Origin of the sequence: Streptomyces sp. ATexAB-D23, assembly GCF_000373645.1 — a bacterium.
GTDB lineage: Bacteria > Actinomycetota > Actinomycetes > Streptomycetales > Streptomycetaceae > Streptomyces > Streptomyces castrisilvae.
Genome location: NZ_KB892046.1, coordinates 280,601 through 299,474, shown reverse-complemented (window position 1 = coordinate 299,474; position 18,874 = coordinate 280,601). Strand labels below are relative to the sequence as shown.

Below are 18,874 nucleotides of genomic sequence, written 5' to 3'. Positions count from 1 at the left end.
GAATCGTGGTGGCCGCGGGCCCGGCCGGTCGGGGAGGCGTGCCGGGCCCGCGGTCGGTCAGGGGTTACCAGCCGGAGTTGCCGCTTCCGCGCTGGATCGTGAAGCCGCCGGTCATGTTGAGAGGGGCGCCGGCGGTTCCGCTGATCTTGGTGTTGGCGAAGGTTCCGTTGCCCGCGGCGTTGCCCTCGATGCCGTTCGCGCCGGCCCTGTTGATGGTGAGTCCGTCCACGCGCAGGTCGGAGACCTGCTTCTGCCAGGTGACGAGCAGTCCGCTGTAGGTGGAGTCCTCGACGGTGTTGTCCGTCAGGACGACGGGCTGGGTGATGTCGTGGACGTCGGCGTAGATCCACAGGGCGCCGAGCTGGGAGTTCCAGTTCACCTCCATGCTGCCGGTGCGGCGCAGGTGGTTGCCGGAGACGGTGGTGGTGCCGCTGAAGGGTTCGCCGAAGCGGGTGGAGACGGCGATACCGGCTGCCGCGACGACGGTGTCGGAGATGAGGTTGTTCTCGACACTGTTGCCGCTTCCTCCGTAGACGGCGGCGCCATTGGCGAGCATGGGCAACTGCACGGTGTTGTTGCGGAACGCGCTGTTGGTCACCGCCGCTCCGTCCGACCACATGGCCAGGGCGTCGTCGCCGGTGCCTCGGATGCTGCTGTTGGCGACGACCGTGTCCTTCACCGCACCGTGCAGGTTCACACCGTCGGCGTAGGTGTTGCGGATGCGCAGGTCGGTGGCGCGGAGGCCGGTGGTGGGTCCGGAGATCCACAGGCCGACCTTGGTGTGCTGGATCCACACGTTCTTGATGGTTGAGCCGGTGCCGAAGTCGCCCTCGATGGCGGCCTGCCCGCCGGCGTCGTCGCGGACGGTGTTCCTGCCGTCGATCATGAGGTCTTCGATCGTGCTGGTGCCGCCCTGGCCGAACAGTCCGCCCTTGAGCCCGGTGCCGCGGAGAACGGTGTGCCACACGCCTGCGCCGCGCAGCTTCACCCCGGTGAGGTTGACGTGGTCGGAGATGACGTAGGTTCCGGCGGGCAGGAAGAGGCCCTTGTCCTGGCTCTTCGCCTGTTGCAGCGCGCTGTTGAGGGCGGCCGTGACGTCCTGGCTGCCCGGCGTGACGCCGAGGTCCTCGGCGGACACGTAGCCGCTGGGCAGGGCGGCGGGCGCCTCGGTCCGCTCCGCCTCCAGGAGGTCGATGGTGTAGGAGGCGGCCGTGTCCGTGGCGTCCTTCTGCAGGCGCAGGACGGTACCCGCCGGCAGGGTGCGGCCGAAGTGGGTGCGGGTTTCGTCGAAGAAGCGGTGGGCCTGCCCCTCGCCGGGGCTGTTGGTGTAGGGGTAGGCGCCGTACACCCAGGCGTAGCGGGAGGTCAGCTGGAGGTCGGGCAGGGCCTCGCCGTCGGCGTAGACGCTGAGGGTGGCGTCGATGCCCTTGCCGTCGCTGCTGTCGGGCAGGGAGTAGCGCAGGTTGATGGCGTCGGCGGGCTCGGTGAGTTCGATCTCGACGTAGTCGCCGGTCCGGGCCAGCTCGACGGCCTTGCGGCCGGAGGCTTCGGAGGCGACGGTGAGGTAGGTGCGGTCGGGGCCGCTGGTCGAGCCGTTGGTGGTGCCGGCTTCGGCCTCGTACGTGGTGAACGGCAGGGAGGCGCCGACGCCGCCCGGGTCCGGTTCGCCCGGACCGCCGGGGTCGGTGGGGGCCTCGGGGGTGGTCCCCTTGAGGTGGTCGATGTTGACGTTGCCGCTGTCGTTGTCGGTGAAGGCCAGGGTCAGGGTGTTGGTTCCCTGGGTGAAGGTGACCGGCACATCGATGGTGGACCAGCTCCCCCAGTCGCTGGTCGCCGGCAGGGAGATCTGCTGGGACGTCCCGCCCGCGGTCAGGGTCAGCGTCTTGGCCGAACCGGTGCCGTTGGCGTAGCGGACGGTCACGGTCCCGGCTCCGGCGTACGCGGACCGGAGCCCGGCGGCGATGGCCGCGCGGCCCTTGTTGCCGTCGGTCAGCCCGCCGACGTAGCCACTGCCGGTGTACCCGGCGTGCTCCTGCTCGGCGACGGCGCCACCGGACAGGGTGGCGGACTCCGCCTCCAGCGTGGAGGTGGCCGCGTAGGCGGGTGGCGGGGTCGCCAGGCTGTAGGAGACGGCGCCCGTCAGGGCCAGCAGCATGGCAGCGGATATGGCGGCGGTGGGCTTGAGGAACCTTGCGGTGCGGAATTCGGGCACGGCGGTGTGTCCTTCCAGGAAGGTATGGGGGGCCTGGTCCGTGGGGGTTGTTGTCGGGCGTGGAGGGGTGCGGACCCGGCGGTGGCGGATCAGCCCTTGAGGCTGCCCGCGGTGAGGCCCGCGATGATGTGCCGCTGGAAGATCAGGAAGATCACCAGCAGCGGGATCGAGGCCATGACCATGCCGGCCAGGAGCTGGTTGGCGGGCATGAACTCGGCGAGCCGGTTGAGTGCGACGGTGATGGGCTGGCGTGCCGGGTCCGGGAGCACCAGCAGCGGCCAGAGGAAGTCCTTCCACACCCCGACGACGGCGAAGATCGACACCACTGCCAGTACCGGCCGGGACAGCGGCAGGACGACGGACACCAGGACGCGCAGCGGTCCGGCGCCGTCCATGCGTGCGGAGTCGAGGAGTTCGGTGGGAATCTGGTCGAAGAAGCGTTTCAGGATGAAGATGTTGAACGCGTTCGCGCAGGCCGGCAGCCAGATCGCCCAGGGCGTATTGATCAGGTTGACGCCGAACAGCGGCACGTCGGTGACGGTCAGGTACGTCGGTACCAGCAGGGCGGAGACCGGCAGCATGAGGGTGGCCAGCATCATGCCCAGGACGATGTTGCCGAGGGCCGGGCGCAGCTTGGACAGGGCGTAGGCCGCGGCCACGTCGACGAGCAGCTGGGTGAGCCAGGCGCCGGCGGCCAGGAGCAGGGTGTTGAGGAAGTATTCACTCAGGCCCACGTTCGCCCATGCCTCGGAGTAGGACTCCGGGTGCCAGCTGTGCGGGACGAGGGTGGGGTTCGGGTCGGCCAGTTCGGAGGAGGACTTGAGCGCTCCGCCGGCCATCCAGTACAGGGGGAAGACGAAAGCGAGGGTGAAACCGATGACGGTCGAGCACAGCACGAACCAGTAGAGGAAGCGGCCGGTGCGCCGGTTCATCTCGGCGGGGGCGATGAGAGTGCGTTCGCGGGATTCGGGCATGGTCGTTCCTTTCAGCCCTTGCCGCGGGTCAGCCGGAGGTAGACCGCCGCGAAGAGTCCGAGGACGATGAAGAGCACGGTGCTCATGGCGCTGGCCATGCCGAAGTCGTTGTAGACGAACGCGTAGCGGTAGAGCAGCAGCAGGACCGTCACCGTGGCGTCGTCGGGTCCGCCGCCGGTGAGTACGTACGGTTCGATGAAGACCTGCATGGTGCCGATGACCTGGAGCAGCAGGGTGATCATGAGGATGAACCGCATCTGCGGGATCGTCACGTGCCACAGCCGCTGGCGGATGGAGGCGCCGTCGAGCTCGGCCGCCTCGTACACCTCACCGGGGATCGAGCCGAGTGCCGCGAGGTAGATGAGGGTCGTGGTTCCCATGTTGGCCCAGGTGGAGACCAGCACGAGGGAGATCATCGAAATGTTCTCCGACTCGAGCCACTGCTGGGCCGGCAGGTGGAAGGTCTCCAGAACGTTGTTGAAGAGTCCTGGGCCCGGGTCGTAGAACCAGCGCCAGAGCAGCATGGTGACGATGGGCGGCAGCATGACCGGGAGGTAGACGGTCATGCGCAGGTAGGAACGCGCGTGGCGGAACTCGTTGAGGACGACCGCGGTGAGGAAGGGGGCGGCGAACCCGAAGACGAGGGCGAGGAGGGTGAAGTACCCGGTGTTCTTCCACGCCGTCACGAAGAGCGGGTCGTCGAAGAGCCGGCGGTAGTTGTCCCAGCCCACCCAGGTGGCGGGCTGGGAGAACGTCACTTCCTGGAAGCCGAGCAGCCAGCCGCGGACGATCGGGTACCAGGAGAAGAGTGCGAAGCAGAGTACGCCCGCACCGAGGAAACCGTAGGCAACGAGGTGCTCGCTGAGGCGGCGCCGACGCCTGCTCGGGTTGTTCATGCCGGTCTTCCGCGGCGTCGGAGGGGACTTCGGTTCCCGGGTGAGGGTCGGAGCCGCCATGTCAACGGACCGTCGCGAGGATGGTGTCGACCTTCTTGGACGCGTCCACGAGAAGCTGGTCGAGATCGGCGTCCTTCTTGGTCAGGACCGCCTGCATGACTCCGTCGAGGACGGTGTAGATCTGCTGCGCGTTCGGCGGTTCGACCTTCTGGTCCAGCAGTGCGTTCCGCTCGACGAACGGCTCGTAGTTCTCCTGCGGCACGTTGGCGTACTTCTCGTGTGCGCGGTCCTGCTCGGTTTCGGCCGCGCCGTTGAAGAGGCGGTCCAGGGGCAGCCCGATGGGCACATCATTTCCGGAGGCCCGCTCGTCCTCGAACTCCGTGCGGTCCGGGTTGAGGTACTTCCACAGGACCCACTCGATGCCGGCCTCTATCTTCTCGGGGGACGCCTTGGGGTTGAACATGAAGCCGTTGCCGCCGCCGAGGGTGGCCTTGCCGGGCATGGCGGCCACGCCGTACTCGCTGTACTCGCGCTCGAACTGCTTGACGATCGTGGGGATGTTGTCCGGCCCCGCCATGTACATACCGAGCTTGCCCGAACCCATCATCTTCTGGACGTCATCGATCTGCAGCAGTTGCCGTGTCCCCATGGAGTTGTCGGTCCAGCGCATGTCGTGCAGCGTCTGGAGCGCGTCGCGGCCGGCCTTGCTGTCGAAGGCCGCCTTCCACTTCCCGTCCTTCTGGGTGGCGATGTCACCCCCCATCGAGTAGACCCACGACGTGAAGTGCCAGCCGCCCTGGTTGTTCTTGCTGTAGTCGGCGTATCCGACGGTCCCGTCGCCCAGCGCGGTGATCTTCTTGGCGGCCGCACGGACCCCTTCCCATGTGGTGGGCGGCTTGTCCGGGTCGAGGCCGGCCTTCTTGAACAGGGCGCGGTTGTAGATCAGACCGAGCGAGTACTGCCCGTTCGGCAGCCCGTACAGCTTCCCGTCGGGCCCGGTGAACACCTTCAGGTACTCGGGCTTGATGTCCTTGACGCGCGGCGTGTTCTTGACGTAGTCGGTGATCGCCGCGCCCTGGCGCCGCTGGATGAGACCCGCGGGGTCGGTGAAGTAGACGTAGTAGACGTCCTCCAGCTGACCCCCGGCGAGCTTCGCGGAGAAGGTCTTGGGGTCCATCTGCCCCTCGCGGGCATCGATCTTGATCTTCGGGTGTTCCTTCTCGAAGGCCTTGACGTCGTCCTCGAAGTACTTGCGGTCCACCGGCTGGGTCTTGGGCGGCATGCCGTTCACCGAGATGGTGACCACTCCGTCCTTGCCGCCCGAGGACGTCGAGCCACCGCAAGCGGCAAGCCCTCCGGTGAGGACGCAGGCTATGCCCACGCCGATGAGTCTGCGGCGACTCCGCGTTCCGCCCATGACAGTTCTGCCTTCCTTGGATGCGCTGCGCTCGCGACCCGGTCAACCGAAGCGCCAGCGGATACGCAGAAGGTAGAAGTCGCTCATGTAAAAAGTCAATGACAAGTTGCAAAACATTGATAATTACGCCCGTGACCTGGCATCACTCGGTCTCGCGGTGGACGACCGGACGATCAGCTCCGCCTGGAACAGGGTCAGACCGGGCGCGGTCCGGCGGTTCTGGATCTGCTCCGTGAGAGCCCCGACGGCAGCTTCGGCCATCGCGGCGACCGGCTGCCGGCACGTGGTCAGCGGCGGATCGACCGCGCTCATGAAGGCGGAGTCGTCGAAACCCACCACCGACAGATCCTCCGGGACCCGCAGCCCCTCCCGGCGAGCACCCCGCACAACCCCCAGCGCAAGCGTGTCACTTCCGCAAACCACTGCGGTCACCCCCTGGCCCAGGAGGTCGGAGATGGCACGGGCACCCGCCTCCAGCGAGAACAGCGTGTGCCCGACCCAGGGCAGCCACCGCTTCCGGTCCACTCCCCTGGCCTGCCAGAACTGCGCGAACCCGCGCAGCTTGCGGACGGACGGCACATGGCCGCCGGGACCGATCACGAGCCCGATGCGCTCATGCCCCATGCCTTCCAGGTGCAGCATTGCCTGTTGAACGGCTTGTGTGTCATCGGCCGAGATCTGCACCAGATCCGGATTCTCATCGGCGACATTGACCAGCACCATCGGCACCTGCCGCTCCTTCAGCGCCGCACCCTGCTCCGCGCCGACGTCCGTGTAGCTGGAACCGACAAACACGATCCCGCCGATGTTCTGCGCCAGCAGCATCTCGACATAGTTGGCCTCGGACACACCATCTGCTGTGCGTGTGCAAAGAACTGGCACATATCCACGCTTGTTCAGGCGCCCCGCCAGGGCCTCCACGAAGGACGGAAACACCGGGTTCTGAAGGTCCGGGACCACGAGGCCCACCAGGGGCGAACGCTCGTTCGCCGCAGCCGCCGGACGCTGCAGCCCCAGGACGTCCAACGCCCGCAGAACCCGCTCCCGCGTCGCCGGGGCCACACTCGGGCTGCTGTTCAGCACGCGTCGGACCGTCAACTGGCTCACGCCGGCGAACTCTGCCACCTGGATCAACTTCGTTGTCATGAGAGCACGATACAACGAGCCCGCAAAAAATTATCAAGCCAACGCAAACTTACGATGACGCTGTCGCCTCGCCGTCATCGCACCCTGCGCGGCTATGGCCTCGCCGCAGACGCGCCCCGGCCGCTGCTGAACCGTGGCCATCAACTCGCAGCCCAGCCGCGCGTACAGTGCTGCCGCCGCATCCGATGCGACGACGTCGAGCACACCGGATGCGGGCCACGGCGCCCGGCGAGCGGCTGCCACACGGCCGCTGCTGGGCTCCTGAAGCACTTTGGTACCCGCCTCAGCCGGCGTGCAGGACGAAGAACAGGAAGCACAGGAAGCGCGGTTTGGCCGCGACAGCTTCGGGGAACAGCTCGCGGGCAGCTGAATCAGGCTCTGGCTCGCTGATGACCGTTATCCGGAAGCCTGCCGAGGTGAAGGCCTCGATCATCGCGTGCAGCGGCCTGTGCCAGAAGCTCATCAGGGCGGTCCGGCCGCCCATGGTCCACTCTTCGGTCCAGTTGGTGGTGCTGAAATAGTCGTACTCGGCCTCGCGGCCGGCCTGGCGGTGCATGAGGTTGATGGCGAAGGGATGGTCGACGGAGGCGATCAGGCGACCGCCTGGCTTGAGTACGCGTCGCAGTTCGGCCAGTGCCGGCCCCCAGTCCTCCAGGTAGTGCAGCACCAGGGACGCGACCACATCGTCGAATGTGTCGTCGGGGTAGGGAAGCGGGCTGCCCAGGTCGGCCACCCGCAGGTCCGCACCGTCGCCGAGCCGCCTTCGGGCCAGCTCCAGCATCCCGGCGCTCGCGTCGAACCCGCTCACGATGGCGCCACGGTCGCGCAGCGCCGCGGACAGGGGCCCGGAGCCGCAGCCGGCGTCCAGAATCCGCCGGCCGGCCACGTCTCCGGCGAGGGCCAGCATCGCGGGCCGCTCGTAGTGGCCGTTGAGCAGGTTGGTTTCGTTATCGGCCGAGTACGTCTCGGCGAAGCTGTTGTAGTCGTTGACCGTCGGCAGCTCCACGGACACGGCGGACTGCGAGCTGAGCCCGGCGGAGGTCGCATGCCCCTGTGGCTCGTCAGAAGTCATGGTGCGAGAGACGTGTGCTCCATCTGTTCGGTTCCTGCTGGACGTTGGAGCCGCAGGAACACGCGGAGGCCGGTCGCCCCGGCACCCCGGTCGACAGGACGACCGCCAGACGGAAAACGGAAGACGGAAGACGGAAGAACGATCCGGATCGCCTGTTGCCTCGTGTGTGTGCTGAGGACGGTGGAGAGGCGGCTCTCCGTCGAACGGGAGGAAGAGCAGACGTGGATGTGTATGAGGCCGTGGACAGCCGCCGGGCTGTACGGGCGTTCAGCGATGCGCCGGCACCCGAGGACACACTCGAACGCGTGCTGGCCGCGGCGACGCGGGCCCCGTCCAGTGGAAACCACCTCCAGCCGTGGCAGCAGTATGCCGTGACCGGCGAGCCCCTGGCCGAGCTGAGGAGCCGCGCTACGGCCAGGGCACTGGCGGGAGAACCGGGAGGCGAGCGGCAGTATCCGATGTACCCGGCTGAACCCCATGCTCGGATGCCGGCAGCCGTGTCCGATCGACTGGGCAGCGCCCTGCACGGGCCACTCAAGCAAGCCGCTCGCGGAGTCCCTTGGGGCCGCAGTTGTGCCTACCGTCCCCGCACCCGCGACCACTTCGCCCAGCTCTTCGGAGTCAACACCACCACTGTCACCGGGGCCGTTCACCAAGTCCGGCCTCTCCCGACCGAGCACGGCTGCACCATTCCACCCTCGACGGCCAGGTTCCGGTCACCCGCTGACATCACCGCGTTCCTCGCCAACAGCAGGGCCCCGAAGATCAAAACAGCATGTTGGTTCTCTACGGCCCTTATTCTTGCCGGTGGTGACGACGATGCGCTTGGTGATGTCGCACAGAGCGCGGAGAAGACCAGAGAGAAACTGGAATGCCCGGATCAGCGCAGGACAGGGACACCGTTGATTTTCCGTTCCGTACCACGGCACCCCGAATGCCCCGGGACAGCGATGACCCGGCCTGATGACCCCGATCGGATGGCCACGGCGGGCGGATGGCACGGCACGACCCTGCTGCAACCCGGTTGGCTGGCATTCACCGGCGCGGCCGGCACCACCGATTCGCACGCCCACGCCGCCGTGCAGGTCCTCATCGTCACCGACGGCGTGGTGGAGCTGACCGACCCCCACCAAGTCCGCCGCCCGGTCCAGGCCGCGATCATCCCGACCCGGGTCCGGCACGCCCTGCACGCCGGCCCGAGCGCGCGAGCCACCATGCTCTACCTCGACCCCTCCAGCAGCGCCGGCCGCCGCCTGACCGCCCACCTGACCGGCCCGCACCACGACCGCGTCGAGCAGTGGGAGGCTGCCGCCCGCGCCCTGCTCCCACCCGCCGGCCTCCGCGCGACCGACCCGACCGGCGATCCGGCGCGAGACCCGGCCACGCTGGTGCGTGGCTGGAGCACACCCTCCCGGGGTGGGCACCCAGCGCTGCAACACGCTGTGCAGGCGCTGCCACAGCTGCTGCACGGACCGGTCCGGCTCACCGGCCTGGCCGGCACGGCCGGGATCTCGGCCAGCCGCTTGGGGCACCTGTTCACCACCGAGCTCGCCTTGCCGTTCCCCGCCTACCTGCGCTGGGCCCGGCTGCGCCGCGCCATCGAGCTGGCGGCGGACGGTGCCAGCCTCACTCAGGCCGCGCACGGCGCAGGCTTCGTCGATAGCTCCCACCTGACCCGCGTCACCCGGGAGATGTTCGGCCTGGCCCCGTCGCAGCTGCTCGCCGCCCTGCCCTGCAACAGACCCTGAGCGCAACCGGGCAGCGCACCCCGGCAAGTTCAGCGGATCCGTCCAAGCCTGTCGGCCCCCGTCTCCGTCAGCCTGGACGGCATGTATCGCACCTTGATCCGCTATGGCTACGTGCCGTTCATGCTCCTCGGCGTCAACGGCGCCGGTATCGCCCTGGCCGCCGCCGGTGCCTCCAAGGCCTGGCTGCTCGGCCTGCTGCTCCTGGCCGTCGGCTGCTCGTTCGCCGCCGAACGCCTGCTGCCCTATGAGGACGCCTGGAACTCCCCGCTGTCCGGGGACGGGCGCCGCGACGTCGCGCACGCTTTCGTCAACGAGGGCCTGCTACTCATCAGTGTGGCAGCCATCCCGCTGCTTGCTGCGCTGGTCACGGTGGGCGACCTGTGGCCCCGCTCCTGGCCATTCGCCGTACAGGTGGCGGCCGCCGTGCTCATCGCCGATCTGGGGATCACCCTGGTTCACTTCGCCAGCCACAAGATCGGCGCGCTGTGGCGCTTCCACGCGGTCCACCACTCCGTCAAACGCTTCTACGGCCTCAACGGGCTGATGAAACACCCCCTGCATCAAACCCTGGAGATGAGTGCCGGAGTCGCCCCACTGCTGTTGATCGGTATGCCCGTCGATGTGGCCTCCGCGCTCGCCCTGGCCGTGGCCGTGCAGCTGCTTCTGCAGCACTCCAACGCCGACTACCGCATCGGAGCGCTCAAGCAGGTACTGGCCCTGAACGAAGGCCATCGGTTCCACCACCTCAAATGGGCCGGGATCGGCGATGTCAACTTCGGCCTGTTCACCCTCATCTGGGACCACCTGCTCGGCACCTTCTCTTATGACCCCACCCGCCGATTCTCATCGGACCAACTCGGCATGGCTGCCAAACCGAACTACCCCATCGCCTACCTGGACCAGCTTGCCGAACCCTTTCGCCCCTCGGGCGCCTGCAACTCCGAGCCGTCCCAGCCTGAGGCCGACCTCGTGGAGCGGCAAGCACCAGCGTGACGGGTTCGCAGCGACTCGCCGCGTTCGCCGCCGGCCGGCGGAGTTCTGATCGCGAGTGGAAACCGGGCCCTGCCTCCGGGAGAAGCTTTCCAACCCGGTCCCCGGCGAACCGGACGGCCACGTGCACCGGTACCGCCGGGTTCCACAGCGCCCTCCACACAGGGTCACTCGCGCAACCATGGTCAGAGCAGGGGCGGGCTCTCACTTGGTACAGCCGGAAATCACCCCTACGGTCGTGACCGCCCCGGAGCTACCCGAGGAACGACAACCGCACCTGCCTGTCGGCATTGCTGATGTTTGTATCCACCAGGCACACCGACTGCCAGGTTCCCAGCTCCAGGCGTCCCGCGATCACCGGCAGCGTCGCGTGTGGGGGGATCAGGGCCGGGACCACGTGGTCCCGGCCGTGGCCCGGGGTGCCGTGGCGGTGCTGCCAGCGGTCGTCGGCGGGGAGCAGCGTGTGCAGGGCCGCCAGGAGGTCGTCGTCGCTGCCCGCTCCGGTCTCCAGGATGGCGATTCCGGCGGTGGCGTGCGGGACGAAGATGTTGAGGAGGCCGTCGCGGCCGGCGGCCGCGCGAGTGAGGAACTGCTCGCAGTCCGATGTCAGGTCGGTGACGGTCTCCGTCGAGCCCGTGGTGAGGTGCAGGACGGTGGTGGTGAAGGGAGAGGACATGGCGCCCATCCTGCCGCTCTCCGGGCCCGATGCCGCCGATCGCGTGTGCGCGTCGGTGCTTCGCGGCCGTGGCCGGCCCGTCGTGGGAAGTTCCGGCGGGCTTCCGGAGTTGGTAGAAGCGTGAACGATTTCGGGATGCGCTCGGTGGACGTCGTAGTGATCGGCGCCGGGCAGGCGGGGCTGTCCGGTGCCTATCACCTGCGACGCGGCGGACTGGAGCCGGACCGTGACTTCGTGGTCCTCGACCATGCCCCGGCTCCGGGCGGTGCGTGGCAGTTCCGGTGGCCGTCGCTCACCTACGGCAAGGTGCACGGCATGCACTCGCTGCCGGGGATGGAGCTGACCGGCGCGGACGACGAGCGGCCCTCGTCCGAGGTGATCGGCGAGTATTTCGCGCGGTACGAGCGCACGTTCGGGCTGCGGGTGCACCGGCCGGTCGAGGTGAGCGCCGTACGTGAGGGGGAGGGCGGGCGGCTGCTCGTGGAGACCTCCGAAGGCACGTACGCGACGCGGTCCCTGATCAACGCCACGGGCACATGGGACCGTCCGTTCTGGCCTCGCTACCCCGGGCAGGAGACGTTCCGGGGCCGGCAACTGCATACGGCCGGCTACCCGGGGCCCGCCGAGTTCGCCGGGCAGCGAGTCGTCGTCGTGGGCGGCGGAGCCTCCGGTACGCAGCATCTGATGGAGATCGCCGAGGTGGCGGCCCAGACGTACTGGGTGACGCGTCGGCCGCCGGTGTTCCGGGACGGGCCGTTCGGCGCGGAGCAGGGACGGGCCGCCGTGGCGATGGTGGAGGAACGGGTGCGGCGCGGGCTGCCACCGCAGAGCGTGGTGAGCGTCACCGGGCTGCCCGTCACCGACGCCGTCCGGCACGCCCGTGAGTCCGGAGTGCTCGACCGGCTGCCGATGTTCGACCGGATCACGCCGGACGGCGTCGCCTGGGACGGTGGCCGCGCTGTCGAGGCCGATGTCATCCTCTGGGCGACCGGCTTCCGCGCCGCCGTCGACCATCTCGCCCCGCTGCGGCTGCGGGAGCGCGGGGGCGGTATCCGGGTCGAGGGCACGCGAGCCGTGCGGGACGAGCGCGTCCACCTCGTCGGGTACGGGCCGTCCGCCAGCACCATCGGCGCCAACCGCGCCGGACGAGCCGCCGTCCGGGCCATCGGGGACCTGCTCCGGCGGGAGAGGGAACGGGAACAGGAGGGCGCGGGAGCGGCGGACGGGGTCGGGGCCGGGGCCGAGGTCGCGTCGGCCGCGTGAATCCCGGCGTTCCCCGTCAGCCCTCCCCCTCACTCCTGCGGTTGCGGTTGAACTCCGCCACGTTGCGCTGCTGCTCCGCGTAGTCGTCGGTGAAACGGGTGTCGCCGGGGGCCACCGTCACGAAGTACAGCCAGGGGCCGGGGGTCGGGCCGATCGCCGATGTCATCGCCTGCTCCCCCGGGTTGCCGATGGGGGTCGGCGGCAGGCCCTTGTGATCGTAGCTGTTGTAGGGGCTGTCGATCTTGGTGTCGCCCGTGGTGGTGTCCAGCGTGCTGCGGTTCATCGCGTAGTTGAGGGTGGAGTCCATCTGGAGCGGCATTCCACGGTCGAGCCGGTTGTGGATGACCCGGGCCACCTTGCCCATGTCCGCCTCGGTGTCCGCCTCGGCCTGGACGATGGAGGCGATGGTCACCGTCTGGTAGACGGTGACGTCGTTGCGCCGTGCTCCGGCCGTGATGTGGTCCGCGCCGAAGCGCTCGACCGCCGTGTCGACCATGTAGCGCAGCAGGCTCTTCGGGGTCGTCGCGGAGGTGACGGGGTATGTCGCCGGGAAGAGGTAGCCCTCGGGGTTGCCCTTCGCTTCGGCGGGGAGCGGGAGGTCCGCCGTCGCCACGGTCTTCGCGGTGGTGCCGGCGGGCCGGCCGAGGGCCTTGTCGACGGCCGCGTAGACCTGCGTGGCCCGCCGTCCCTCGGGGATGACCAGCGTGCGGGGCTGTTCGGTACGAGGTTCCCTCGTCAGCAGGGGGACGAGCACGGCGGCGGCCACCGCGAGCACGAGCACGGCGCCGATGAGCAGCACCAGACGGCCGCGCCGGGTCGGACGAAGTCTGCGGTGAGGCCGGTTGTCCGGGGTCTCGTGCGCCATGCGGGCACGCTATCCCCCGCCGGTCCCCGTAGCGGGGACCCCGCTTCTCGACGGCATGCCCCGGCACAGCACGGGCCGGGACCGGCCGCCGCCGGTCAGCCCGCTGCCACCGGGGCCGGCTCCGTGTCTCTGCGGACCAGGGCGGCGTACCGCCCGTCCTGCTGGAGCAGTTCCTCGTGGGTGCCGCGCTCCGCCGCGTGGCCGGCGTCCAGGACGACGATCTGGTCGGCGTCGCGGACGGTGGAGAGCCGGTGAGCGATGGTGATGGTGGTGCGTCCGGCGGAGAGCGCGTCGATCGCCTCCTGCACGGCGCCTTCGGTACGGGTGTCCAGCGCGCTCGTCGCTTCGTCGAGGATCAGCACCGGGGGGTCGCGCAGGATCGTGCGCGCGATGGCCAGGCGCTGCTTCTCACCTCCCGAGAAGCGGTAGCCGCGTTCACCGACGAGGGTGTCGTATCCGTCGGGCAGTGAGGCGATGTGGTCGTGGATCTGGGCCGCGCGGGCCGCCGCCTCGATCTCCTTGTCCGTCGCGTCCGGCTTCGCGAAGCGCAGGTTCTCGGCGACCGAGGCGTGGAAGAGATACGTCTCCTGGGAGACCACGCCGACCGCGCGGGCGAGGGTGTCGAAGTCCAGCTCACGGACATCGATCCCGTCGAGCGTCACCCGGCCTCCGGTCACGTCGTAGAGCCGGGGCACGAGGTAGCTGAGGGTGGACTTGCCGGAACCGGTGGCGCCGACGACGGCGAGGCCGGCACCCGCGGGCACCGTGATGTCGACGCCGCTGAGGGTCGGGCCGCTGGTCTCGTCGTAACTGAAGTCGACGTCCTCGAAGCGGACCTCGCCCCGGATCTTCTCCAGGCGCACCGGATTCTCCGGCTCCGTGATGTCCACGGTGAGGTCGAGGTACTCGAAGATCCGCTGGAAGAGCGCGAGCGACGTCTGCATCTGCACCCCGGTGGAGAGCAGGCTCACGGCCGGACGGAACAGGCCCTGCTGGAGCGAGACGAAGGCGACGAGCGTGCCGATGGAGACGGCGGGACCGCCGGACTGGAGGGCGATGCCCGCGGCCCAGTAGATGACGGCCGGCATGGCTGCCATGACGATGCCGATCGTCGACATCCGCCAGCGTCCGGCCATGCTGGAGCGCACTTCGAGGGCGACCAGCCGTTCGGACTCCTCGGTGAAGTCCCGGGTGAGTGAGTCGGAGCGGCCCATCGTGCGGCCGAGCAGGATGCCGCTGACGGAGAGCGACTCGGTGACGGTGGCCGCCATGGTGGCCATCTGCTTCTGGCGCTGGGTGGTGATCTTCTTGCGCTCGCGGCCCACCCGGCGGCTGATCCAGACGAAGACCGGCAGCAGGAGGAGCGAGACGACGGTGAGCCGCCAGTCGAGCGCCAGCATGGCGACGACGGTGGCGATGACAGCGGTGAGGTTGGAGACCAGTGAGGTGGCCGTCGAGGTGACGGTCGCCTGCATGCCCCCGATGTCGTTGGCGATCCGGGACTGGACCTCACCCGTACGGGTCCTGGTGAAGAAGGCGAGCGGCATCCGCTGCAACTGGGCGTAGACGGCGGTGCGCAGGTCGTGCATCACGCGCTGGCCGACCGTGGTCGAGATGAGGGTCTGCAGCACGCCGAAGACGCTGTTCATCACGGCGGTCAGGATCATGCCGAGGGCGAGCAGCGAGAGCAGCCCGGTCCGCCCCTGCGGGATGGCGGTGTCCAGGATCTCGCGCAGCAGGAACGGCGAGGCGACCGAGACCAGCGACGAGGCGCCGACGAGCAGTCCGACCACGGCGAGGCGGCCGCGGTACGGCCGGAAAAGGCGGAGGATGCGGCGCAGCTCGGCGGGCGGCCGGGCGGCATCCCTGGGCGGGGGTGTCCACGTGGGTTCGTCGGGTTTCATGGGCTCCTTCGTCGGGCGTGTGGCTACGGGGAGAGCGGGGCACGGCCGTCCGTGACGGTCACGCGCGTCCGCGGTGCGTGGGGGCAAAGCGGGGGCAGGGCCGTCCGGGCGCGGAAATCGCGACCCCGACGGTCGAGCCGAATGAGAGCATAGTCCATTGTTACCTCTACTCACAATGAGCAGAGTCCTGATAGTCTCCCTCCCATGGATTCTTCCGACCCCGACGGCCTTCTCGCCGAACAGCTGCTGCGGCTGACGCGCAGGCTCCAGCGCATTCAGAGCCGCCAGCTGGAGCCGATCGATATCACGCCCGCGCAGTTCCGGCTGCTGCGCACTGTGGCGCACTACGACGGTCCGCCCCGGATGGCGGATCTCGCGCAGCGCCTCGATGTCGTCCCGCGCGCCGTCACCACGTTGGTGGACGCCCTGGAGGCCGGCGGCCGGGTGCGGCGTATCCCTGATCCGGACAGTCGCAGAGTGGTCCGGATCGAGATCACGGACGAGGGCATCGCCACACTCCGTTCGCTGCGCGACGCGCGCCGGGCAGCCGCAGAAGAGATCCTGGCTCCATTGACCGCCGATCAGCGCGAGGTGCTCGGCGGACTGCTGACCGCTCTCGTCAACGGAATGCCGGAGCGCCGCTGCTGACCCACGGGACGCAGCCCCGAACCACCGAACCACCGAGGAGACCTCACCATGCCGCTGCTGGAGCCGAATCCCGGCACCCTGCGCCCCACGGCGGCACGCCCGCCGTCCCACGACCGTGTCCCCGACGGCCAGGCACAGGGCACGCCGGAGCCGCTCCGCGGCGAGCTGACCGCCCTGCTCGGCGCGCACAAGGTGCTCTGGAAGATCTCCGACCTGGTGAAGTACGCCTCCGACGCCAGCCCGTACCGTTTCGTGCCGCAGGTGGTCGTCGTCCCCGAGGACATCGACGACATCTCCGCGATCCTGTCGTACGCCCACGGCAAGGGCCGCAACGTCGTCTTCCGCGCCGCGGGGACCAGCCTCAACGGCCAGGCGCAGGGTGAGGACATCCTCGTCGACGTCCGGCGGAACTGGGCGGGCATCGAGGTCCTGGACGACGGCGCCCGTGCCCGTATCCGCCCGGGGACGACGGTGGTGCGGGCCAACGCGGCTCTCGCCCGGTACGGCCGGCTGCTCGGGCCCGACCCGGCCAGCGCCATCGCCTGCACGATCGGCGGAGTCGTCGCCAACAACGCCTCCGGGATGACCGCCGGCACCACCCGTAATTCGTACCGCACCGTCTCCTCGCTCACCTGCGTGCTGCCCAGCGGGACGGTCGTGGACACCGGCGACCCGGCGGCCGACGAGGATCTGGCCCGTGCCGAGCCGCGGCTGTGCGAGGGGCTGCTGGCGCTGAAGGCGGAGATCGAGGCCGATGCGGCGCTCACGGCCCGCATCCGGGCCAAGTACGAGATCAAGAACACCAACGGCTACCGGCTCGACGCGTTCCTCGACGGCTCGACCCCGGTGGAGATCCTGCGCGGGCTGATGGTCGGGTCCGAGGGGACGTTCGGATTCATCTCCGAGGTCGTCTTCGACACGCTGCCGCTGGACCGCCGGATCTCGACGGGGCTGCTGTTCTTCCCCTCGCTGACCGCCGCGGCCGCCGCCGTCCCGCTGTTCAACGAGGCGGGCGCCATCGCCGTCGAGGTGATGGACGGGAACACCCTGCGGGCCTCCGTCAGCGTGCAGGGGGTGCCCGCCGACTGGGCCGGGCTGCCGAAGGAGACCGCCGCGCTGCTGGTGGAGTTCCGGGCCCCGGACGACGAGGGCCAGGAGGCGTACGAGCGGGCGGCGGCCGAGGTCGTACGCCGGCTCGACCTGGTCCGTCCGGTCACCTCCGTGACCAATGAGTTCACCCGGGATGCCCGGACCATCTCCGGCTACTGGAAGGCCCGCAAGGCCTTCGTCACCGCGGTCGGCGGCTCCCGCCCCGCGGGCACGACGCTGATCACGGAGGACTTCGCCGTCCCGCCCTCCCGGCTGGCCGACGCCTGCGAGGCACTGCTCGCGCTCCAGGCCGAGCACGGCTTCGACGCCGCCGTCGCGGGCCACGCCGCGCACGGAAACCTCCATTTCCTGCTCGCCTTCGACGCGGCGCGGCCGGCGGACGTCGACCGCTACGCCGCGTTCATGGCCGATTTCTGCCGGCTGACGGTGGAGCAGTTCGACGGATCGCTCAAGGCGGAGCACGCCACGGGACGCAATATCGCCCCCTTCCTCGAACTGGAGTGGGGCCCGCGGGCGACCGAGCTGATGTGGCGTACGAAGCAGGTCATCGACCCGGACGGCATCCTGGCCCCGCGGATCGTCCTCGACCGTGATCCGAAGGCGCACCTGCGCGGTCTGAAGACGATTCCCAAGGTCGAGCCGATCGCCGACCCCTGCATCGAGTGCGGCTTCTGCGAACCGACCTGCCCCAGCCACGACCTGACCACCTCGCCGCGTCAACGCATCGTGCTGCGGCGGGAGATGATGCGCCAGTCCGGCGGCTCGCCCGTGGAGACGGGTCTGGTGGACGCCTACGGGTACGACGCCGTGGACACCTGTGCCGGTGACTCGACCTGCAAGCTCGCCTGTCCGGTCGGGATCGACACCGGCGCCATGATGAAGGACTTCCGTCATCAGCGTCACTCCCGGCGCGAGGAGCGGATCGCCGCCCTCGCCGCGAAGCATTTCCGCGCCGCGGAGACGGCGGCGCGGCTGGCCGTGGCCGCGGCGAGCCGGATCGACGACCGGCTGCTTCAGGGCGTCACGCGTCTCGCCCGCCGCGCGGTAAACCCGGATCTCGTCCCCGAGTGGCTGCCGGAAATCCCCGGGGCGGCATCCCGAAAGCTGCCGCGCACGTCCAGGGCGGGGGCGAGCGCGGTCTACTACCCGGCCTGCGTCAACCGTATCTTCGGCAGCCCGGACGGGTATCAGGGCCCTTCGCTGCCGCAGGCCGTGGTCGCTGTTTCGGCCCGTGCGGGCAAGCCGGTCTGGATCCCGGACGATGTCCATGGGACCTGCTGCGCGACCATCTGGCACTCCAAGGGGTACAACGCGGGCAACGCCGTCATGGCCAACCGGATCGTGGAGGCCGCCTGGGGCTGGACGGCGGGTGGAAAGCTGCCCCTGGTGGTCGACGCCTCCTCCTGCACGCTGGGCATCGCCCACGAGGTGGTCCCGTACCTCACCGAGGACAACCGGAAGTTGCACCGCGAGCTGACGGTGGTCGACTCCCTGGTCTGGGCGGCGGACGAGCTCCTGCCGGAGCTGACGGTGCTGCGCCGGACCGGTTCCGCCGTGCTGCACCCGACCTGCTCCATGGAGCACCTGGACGATGTGGACCGGTTGCGCGCGGTCGCGGAGGCCTGCGCGCACGAGGCCGTGATCCCCGACGATGCCGCGTGCTGCGGCTTCGCGGGCGACCGGGGGATGCTGCACGAGGAGCTGACGGCGTCCGCCACGGCGAAGGAGAGCGCTGAGGTCCGGCCCCGGGAGTACGACGCGTATCTCTCGGCCAACCGGATGTGCGAGATCGGAATGGACCGGGCGACGGGCCGTTCGTACCACTCGGCACTCATGGAGCTCGAATGGGCGACGCGCCCAGGCTCCGGCTCCGGCTCCGGCTCCGGCTCCGGCTCCGGCTCCGGCTCCGGCTCCGGCTCCGGCTCCGGCTCCGGCTGAAGCGTACGGCGGCGC

The 18,874-nt window shown here is 69.4% G+C and carries 14 protein-coding genes and 2 pseudogenes; 7 read left to right on the top strand and 9 right to left on the bottom strand.

The genetic code is table 11. The features are described from left to right. Positions 1-64: 64 nt before the first annotated feature. From B082_RS0129290 to B082_RS0129265, 6 genes are all read right to left on the bottom strand, one after another. A complete protein-coding gene (locus B082_RS0129290; protein ID WP_018555361.1) occupies positions 65-2,212 on the bottom strand; it encodes a right-handed parallel beta-helix repeat-containing protein in 2,148 nt (715 codons plus the stop codon). Between the two features lie 89 nt (positions 2,213-2,301). Next, entirely contained in the window at positions 2,302-3,186 is an 885-nt protein-coding gene (locus B082_RS0129285) for a carbohydrate ABC transporter permease (RefSeq protein ID WP_018555360.1), read from the bottom strand. Positions 3,187-3,197: 11 nt separating this feature from the next. Then, a complete protein-coding gene (locus tag B082_RS0129280; protein ID WP_018555359.1) occupies positions 3,198-4,082 on the bottom strand; it encodes a carbohydrate ABC transporter permease in 885 nt (294 codons plus the stop codon). 61 nt (positions 4,083-4,143) lie between these two features. After that, positions 4,144-5,388 (bottom strand): extracellular solute-binding protein, encoded by a 1,245-nt coding sequence (locus B082_RS0129275; RefSeq protein ID WP_018555358.1) that lies wholly within the window; start codon positions 5,386-5,388, stop codon positions 4,144-4,146. A gap of 234 nt (positions 5,389-5,622) precedes the next feature. After that, on the bottom strand, positions 5,623-6,645 hold the full coding sequence (locus tag B082_RS0129270; protein WP_018555357.1) for a LacI family DNA-binding transcriptional regulator: 1,023 nt from the start codon (positions 6,643-6,645) through the stop codon (positions 5,623-5,625). A gap of 283 nt (positions 6,646-6,928) precedes the next feature. Continuing rightward, complete coding sequence (locus B082_RS0129265) at positions 6,929-7,717, bottom strand: class I SAM-dependent methyltransferase (protein ID WP_018555356.1); 789 nt, start codon at positions 7,715-7,717, stop codon at positions 6,929-6,931. Between the two features lie 221 nt (positions 7,718-7,938). Here B082_RS0129265 and B082_RS40125 point away from each other — a divergent pair. From B082_RS40125 to B082_RS0129255, 4 genes and pseudogenes are all read left to right on the top strand, one after another. Beyond that, positions 7,939-8,190, top strand: a pseudogene (locus B082_RS40125) (nitroreductase family protein); the annotation flags it as partial. Positions 8,191-8,307: 117 nt separating this feature from the next. Further along, positions 8,308-8,496: pseudogene (locus tag B082_RS40120) on the top strand (ISAzo13 family transposase); the annotation flags it as partial. Positions 8,497-8,667: 171 nt separating this feature from the next. Beyond that, positions 8,668-9,465 (top strand): AraC family transcriptional regulator, encoded by a 798-nt coding sequence (locus B082_RS40115; protein ID WP_234018255.1) that lies wholly within the window; start codon positions 8,668-8,670, stop codon positions 9,463-9,465. Between the two features lie 81 nt (positions 9,466-9,546). Then, complete coding sequence (locus B082_RS0129255) at positions 9,547-10,458, top strand: sterol desaturase family protein (RefSeq protein WP_018555354.1); 912 nt, start codon at positions 9,547-9,549, stop codon at positions 10,456-10,458. Between the two features lie 250 nt (positions 10,459-10,708). Here the strand turns inward: B082_RS0129255 and B082_RS0129250 are convergent, their stop codons facing one another. Continuing rightward, positions 10,709-11,131 carry a secondary thiamine-phosphate synthase enzyme YjbQ gene (locus B082_RS0129250; RefSeq protein ID WP_018555353.1) on the bottom strand — a complete coding sequence of 141 codons (423 nt, stop codon included), beginning with the start codon at positions 11,129-11,131 and terminating at the stop codon, positions 10,709-10,711. Between the two features lie 135 nt (positions 11,132-11,266). On the opposite strand from B082_RS0129250, the gene B082_RS0129245 reads away from it, so the two are divergent. Then, positions 11,267-12,394, top strand: coding sequence for an NAD(P)-binding domain-containing protein (locus B082_RS0129245; protein WP_018555352.1), 1,128 nt, complete (start codon positions 11,267-11,269; stop codon positions 12,392-12,394). Between the two features lie 16 nt (positions 12,395-12,410). Here the strand turns inward: B082_RS0129245 and mltG are convergent, their stop codons facing one another. Together mltG and B082_RS0129235 are read right to left on the bottom strand one after the other, a co-directional pair. After that, complete coding sequence (mltG, locus tag B082_RS0129240) at positions 12,411-13,259, bottom strand: endolytic transglycosylase MltG (RefSeq protein WP_018555351.1); 849 nt, start codon at positions 13,257-13,259, stop codon at positions 12,411-12,413. A gap of 95 nt (positions 13,260-13,354) precedes the next feature. Beyond that, positions 13,355-15,163 (bottom strand): ABC transporter ATP-binding protein, encoded by a 1,809-nt coding sequence (locus tag B082_RS0129235; RefSeq protein ID WP_018555350.1) that lies wholly within the window; start codon positions 15,161-15,163, stop codon positions 13,355-13,357. A gap of 204 nt (positions 15,164-15,367) precedes the next feature. Here B082_RS0129235 and B082_RS0129230 point away from each other — a divergent pair, with 204 nt between their 5' ends. Continuing rightward, positions 15,368-15,811 carry a MarR family winged helix-turn-helix transcriptional regulator gene (locus tag B082_RS0129230; RefSeq protein ID WP_018555349.1) on the top strand — a complete coding sequence of 148 codons (444 nt, stop codon included), beginning with the start codon at positions 15,368-15,370 and terminating at the stop codon, positions 15,809-15,811. Between the two features lie 48 nt (positions 15,812-15,859). After that, complete coding sequence (locus B082_RS0129225) at positions 15,860-18,859, top strand: FAD-binding and (Fe-S)-binding domain-containing protein (RefSeq protein WP_018555348.1); 3,000 nt, start codon at positions 15,860-15,862, stop codon at positions 18,857-18,859. The last annotated feature ends 15 nt before the right edge of the window (positions 18,860-18,874 follow it).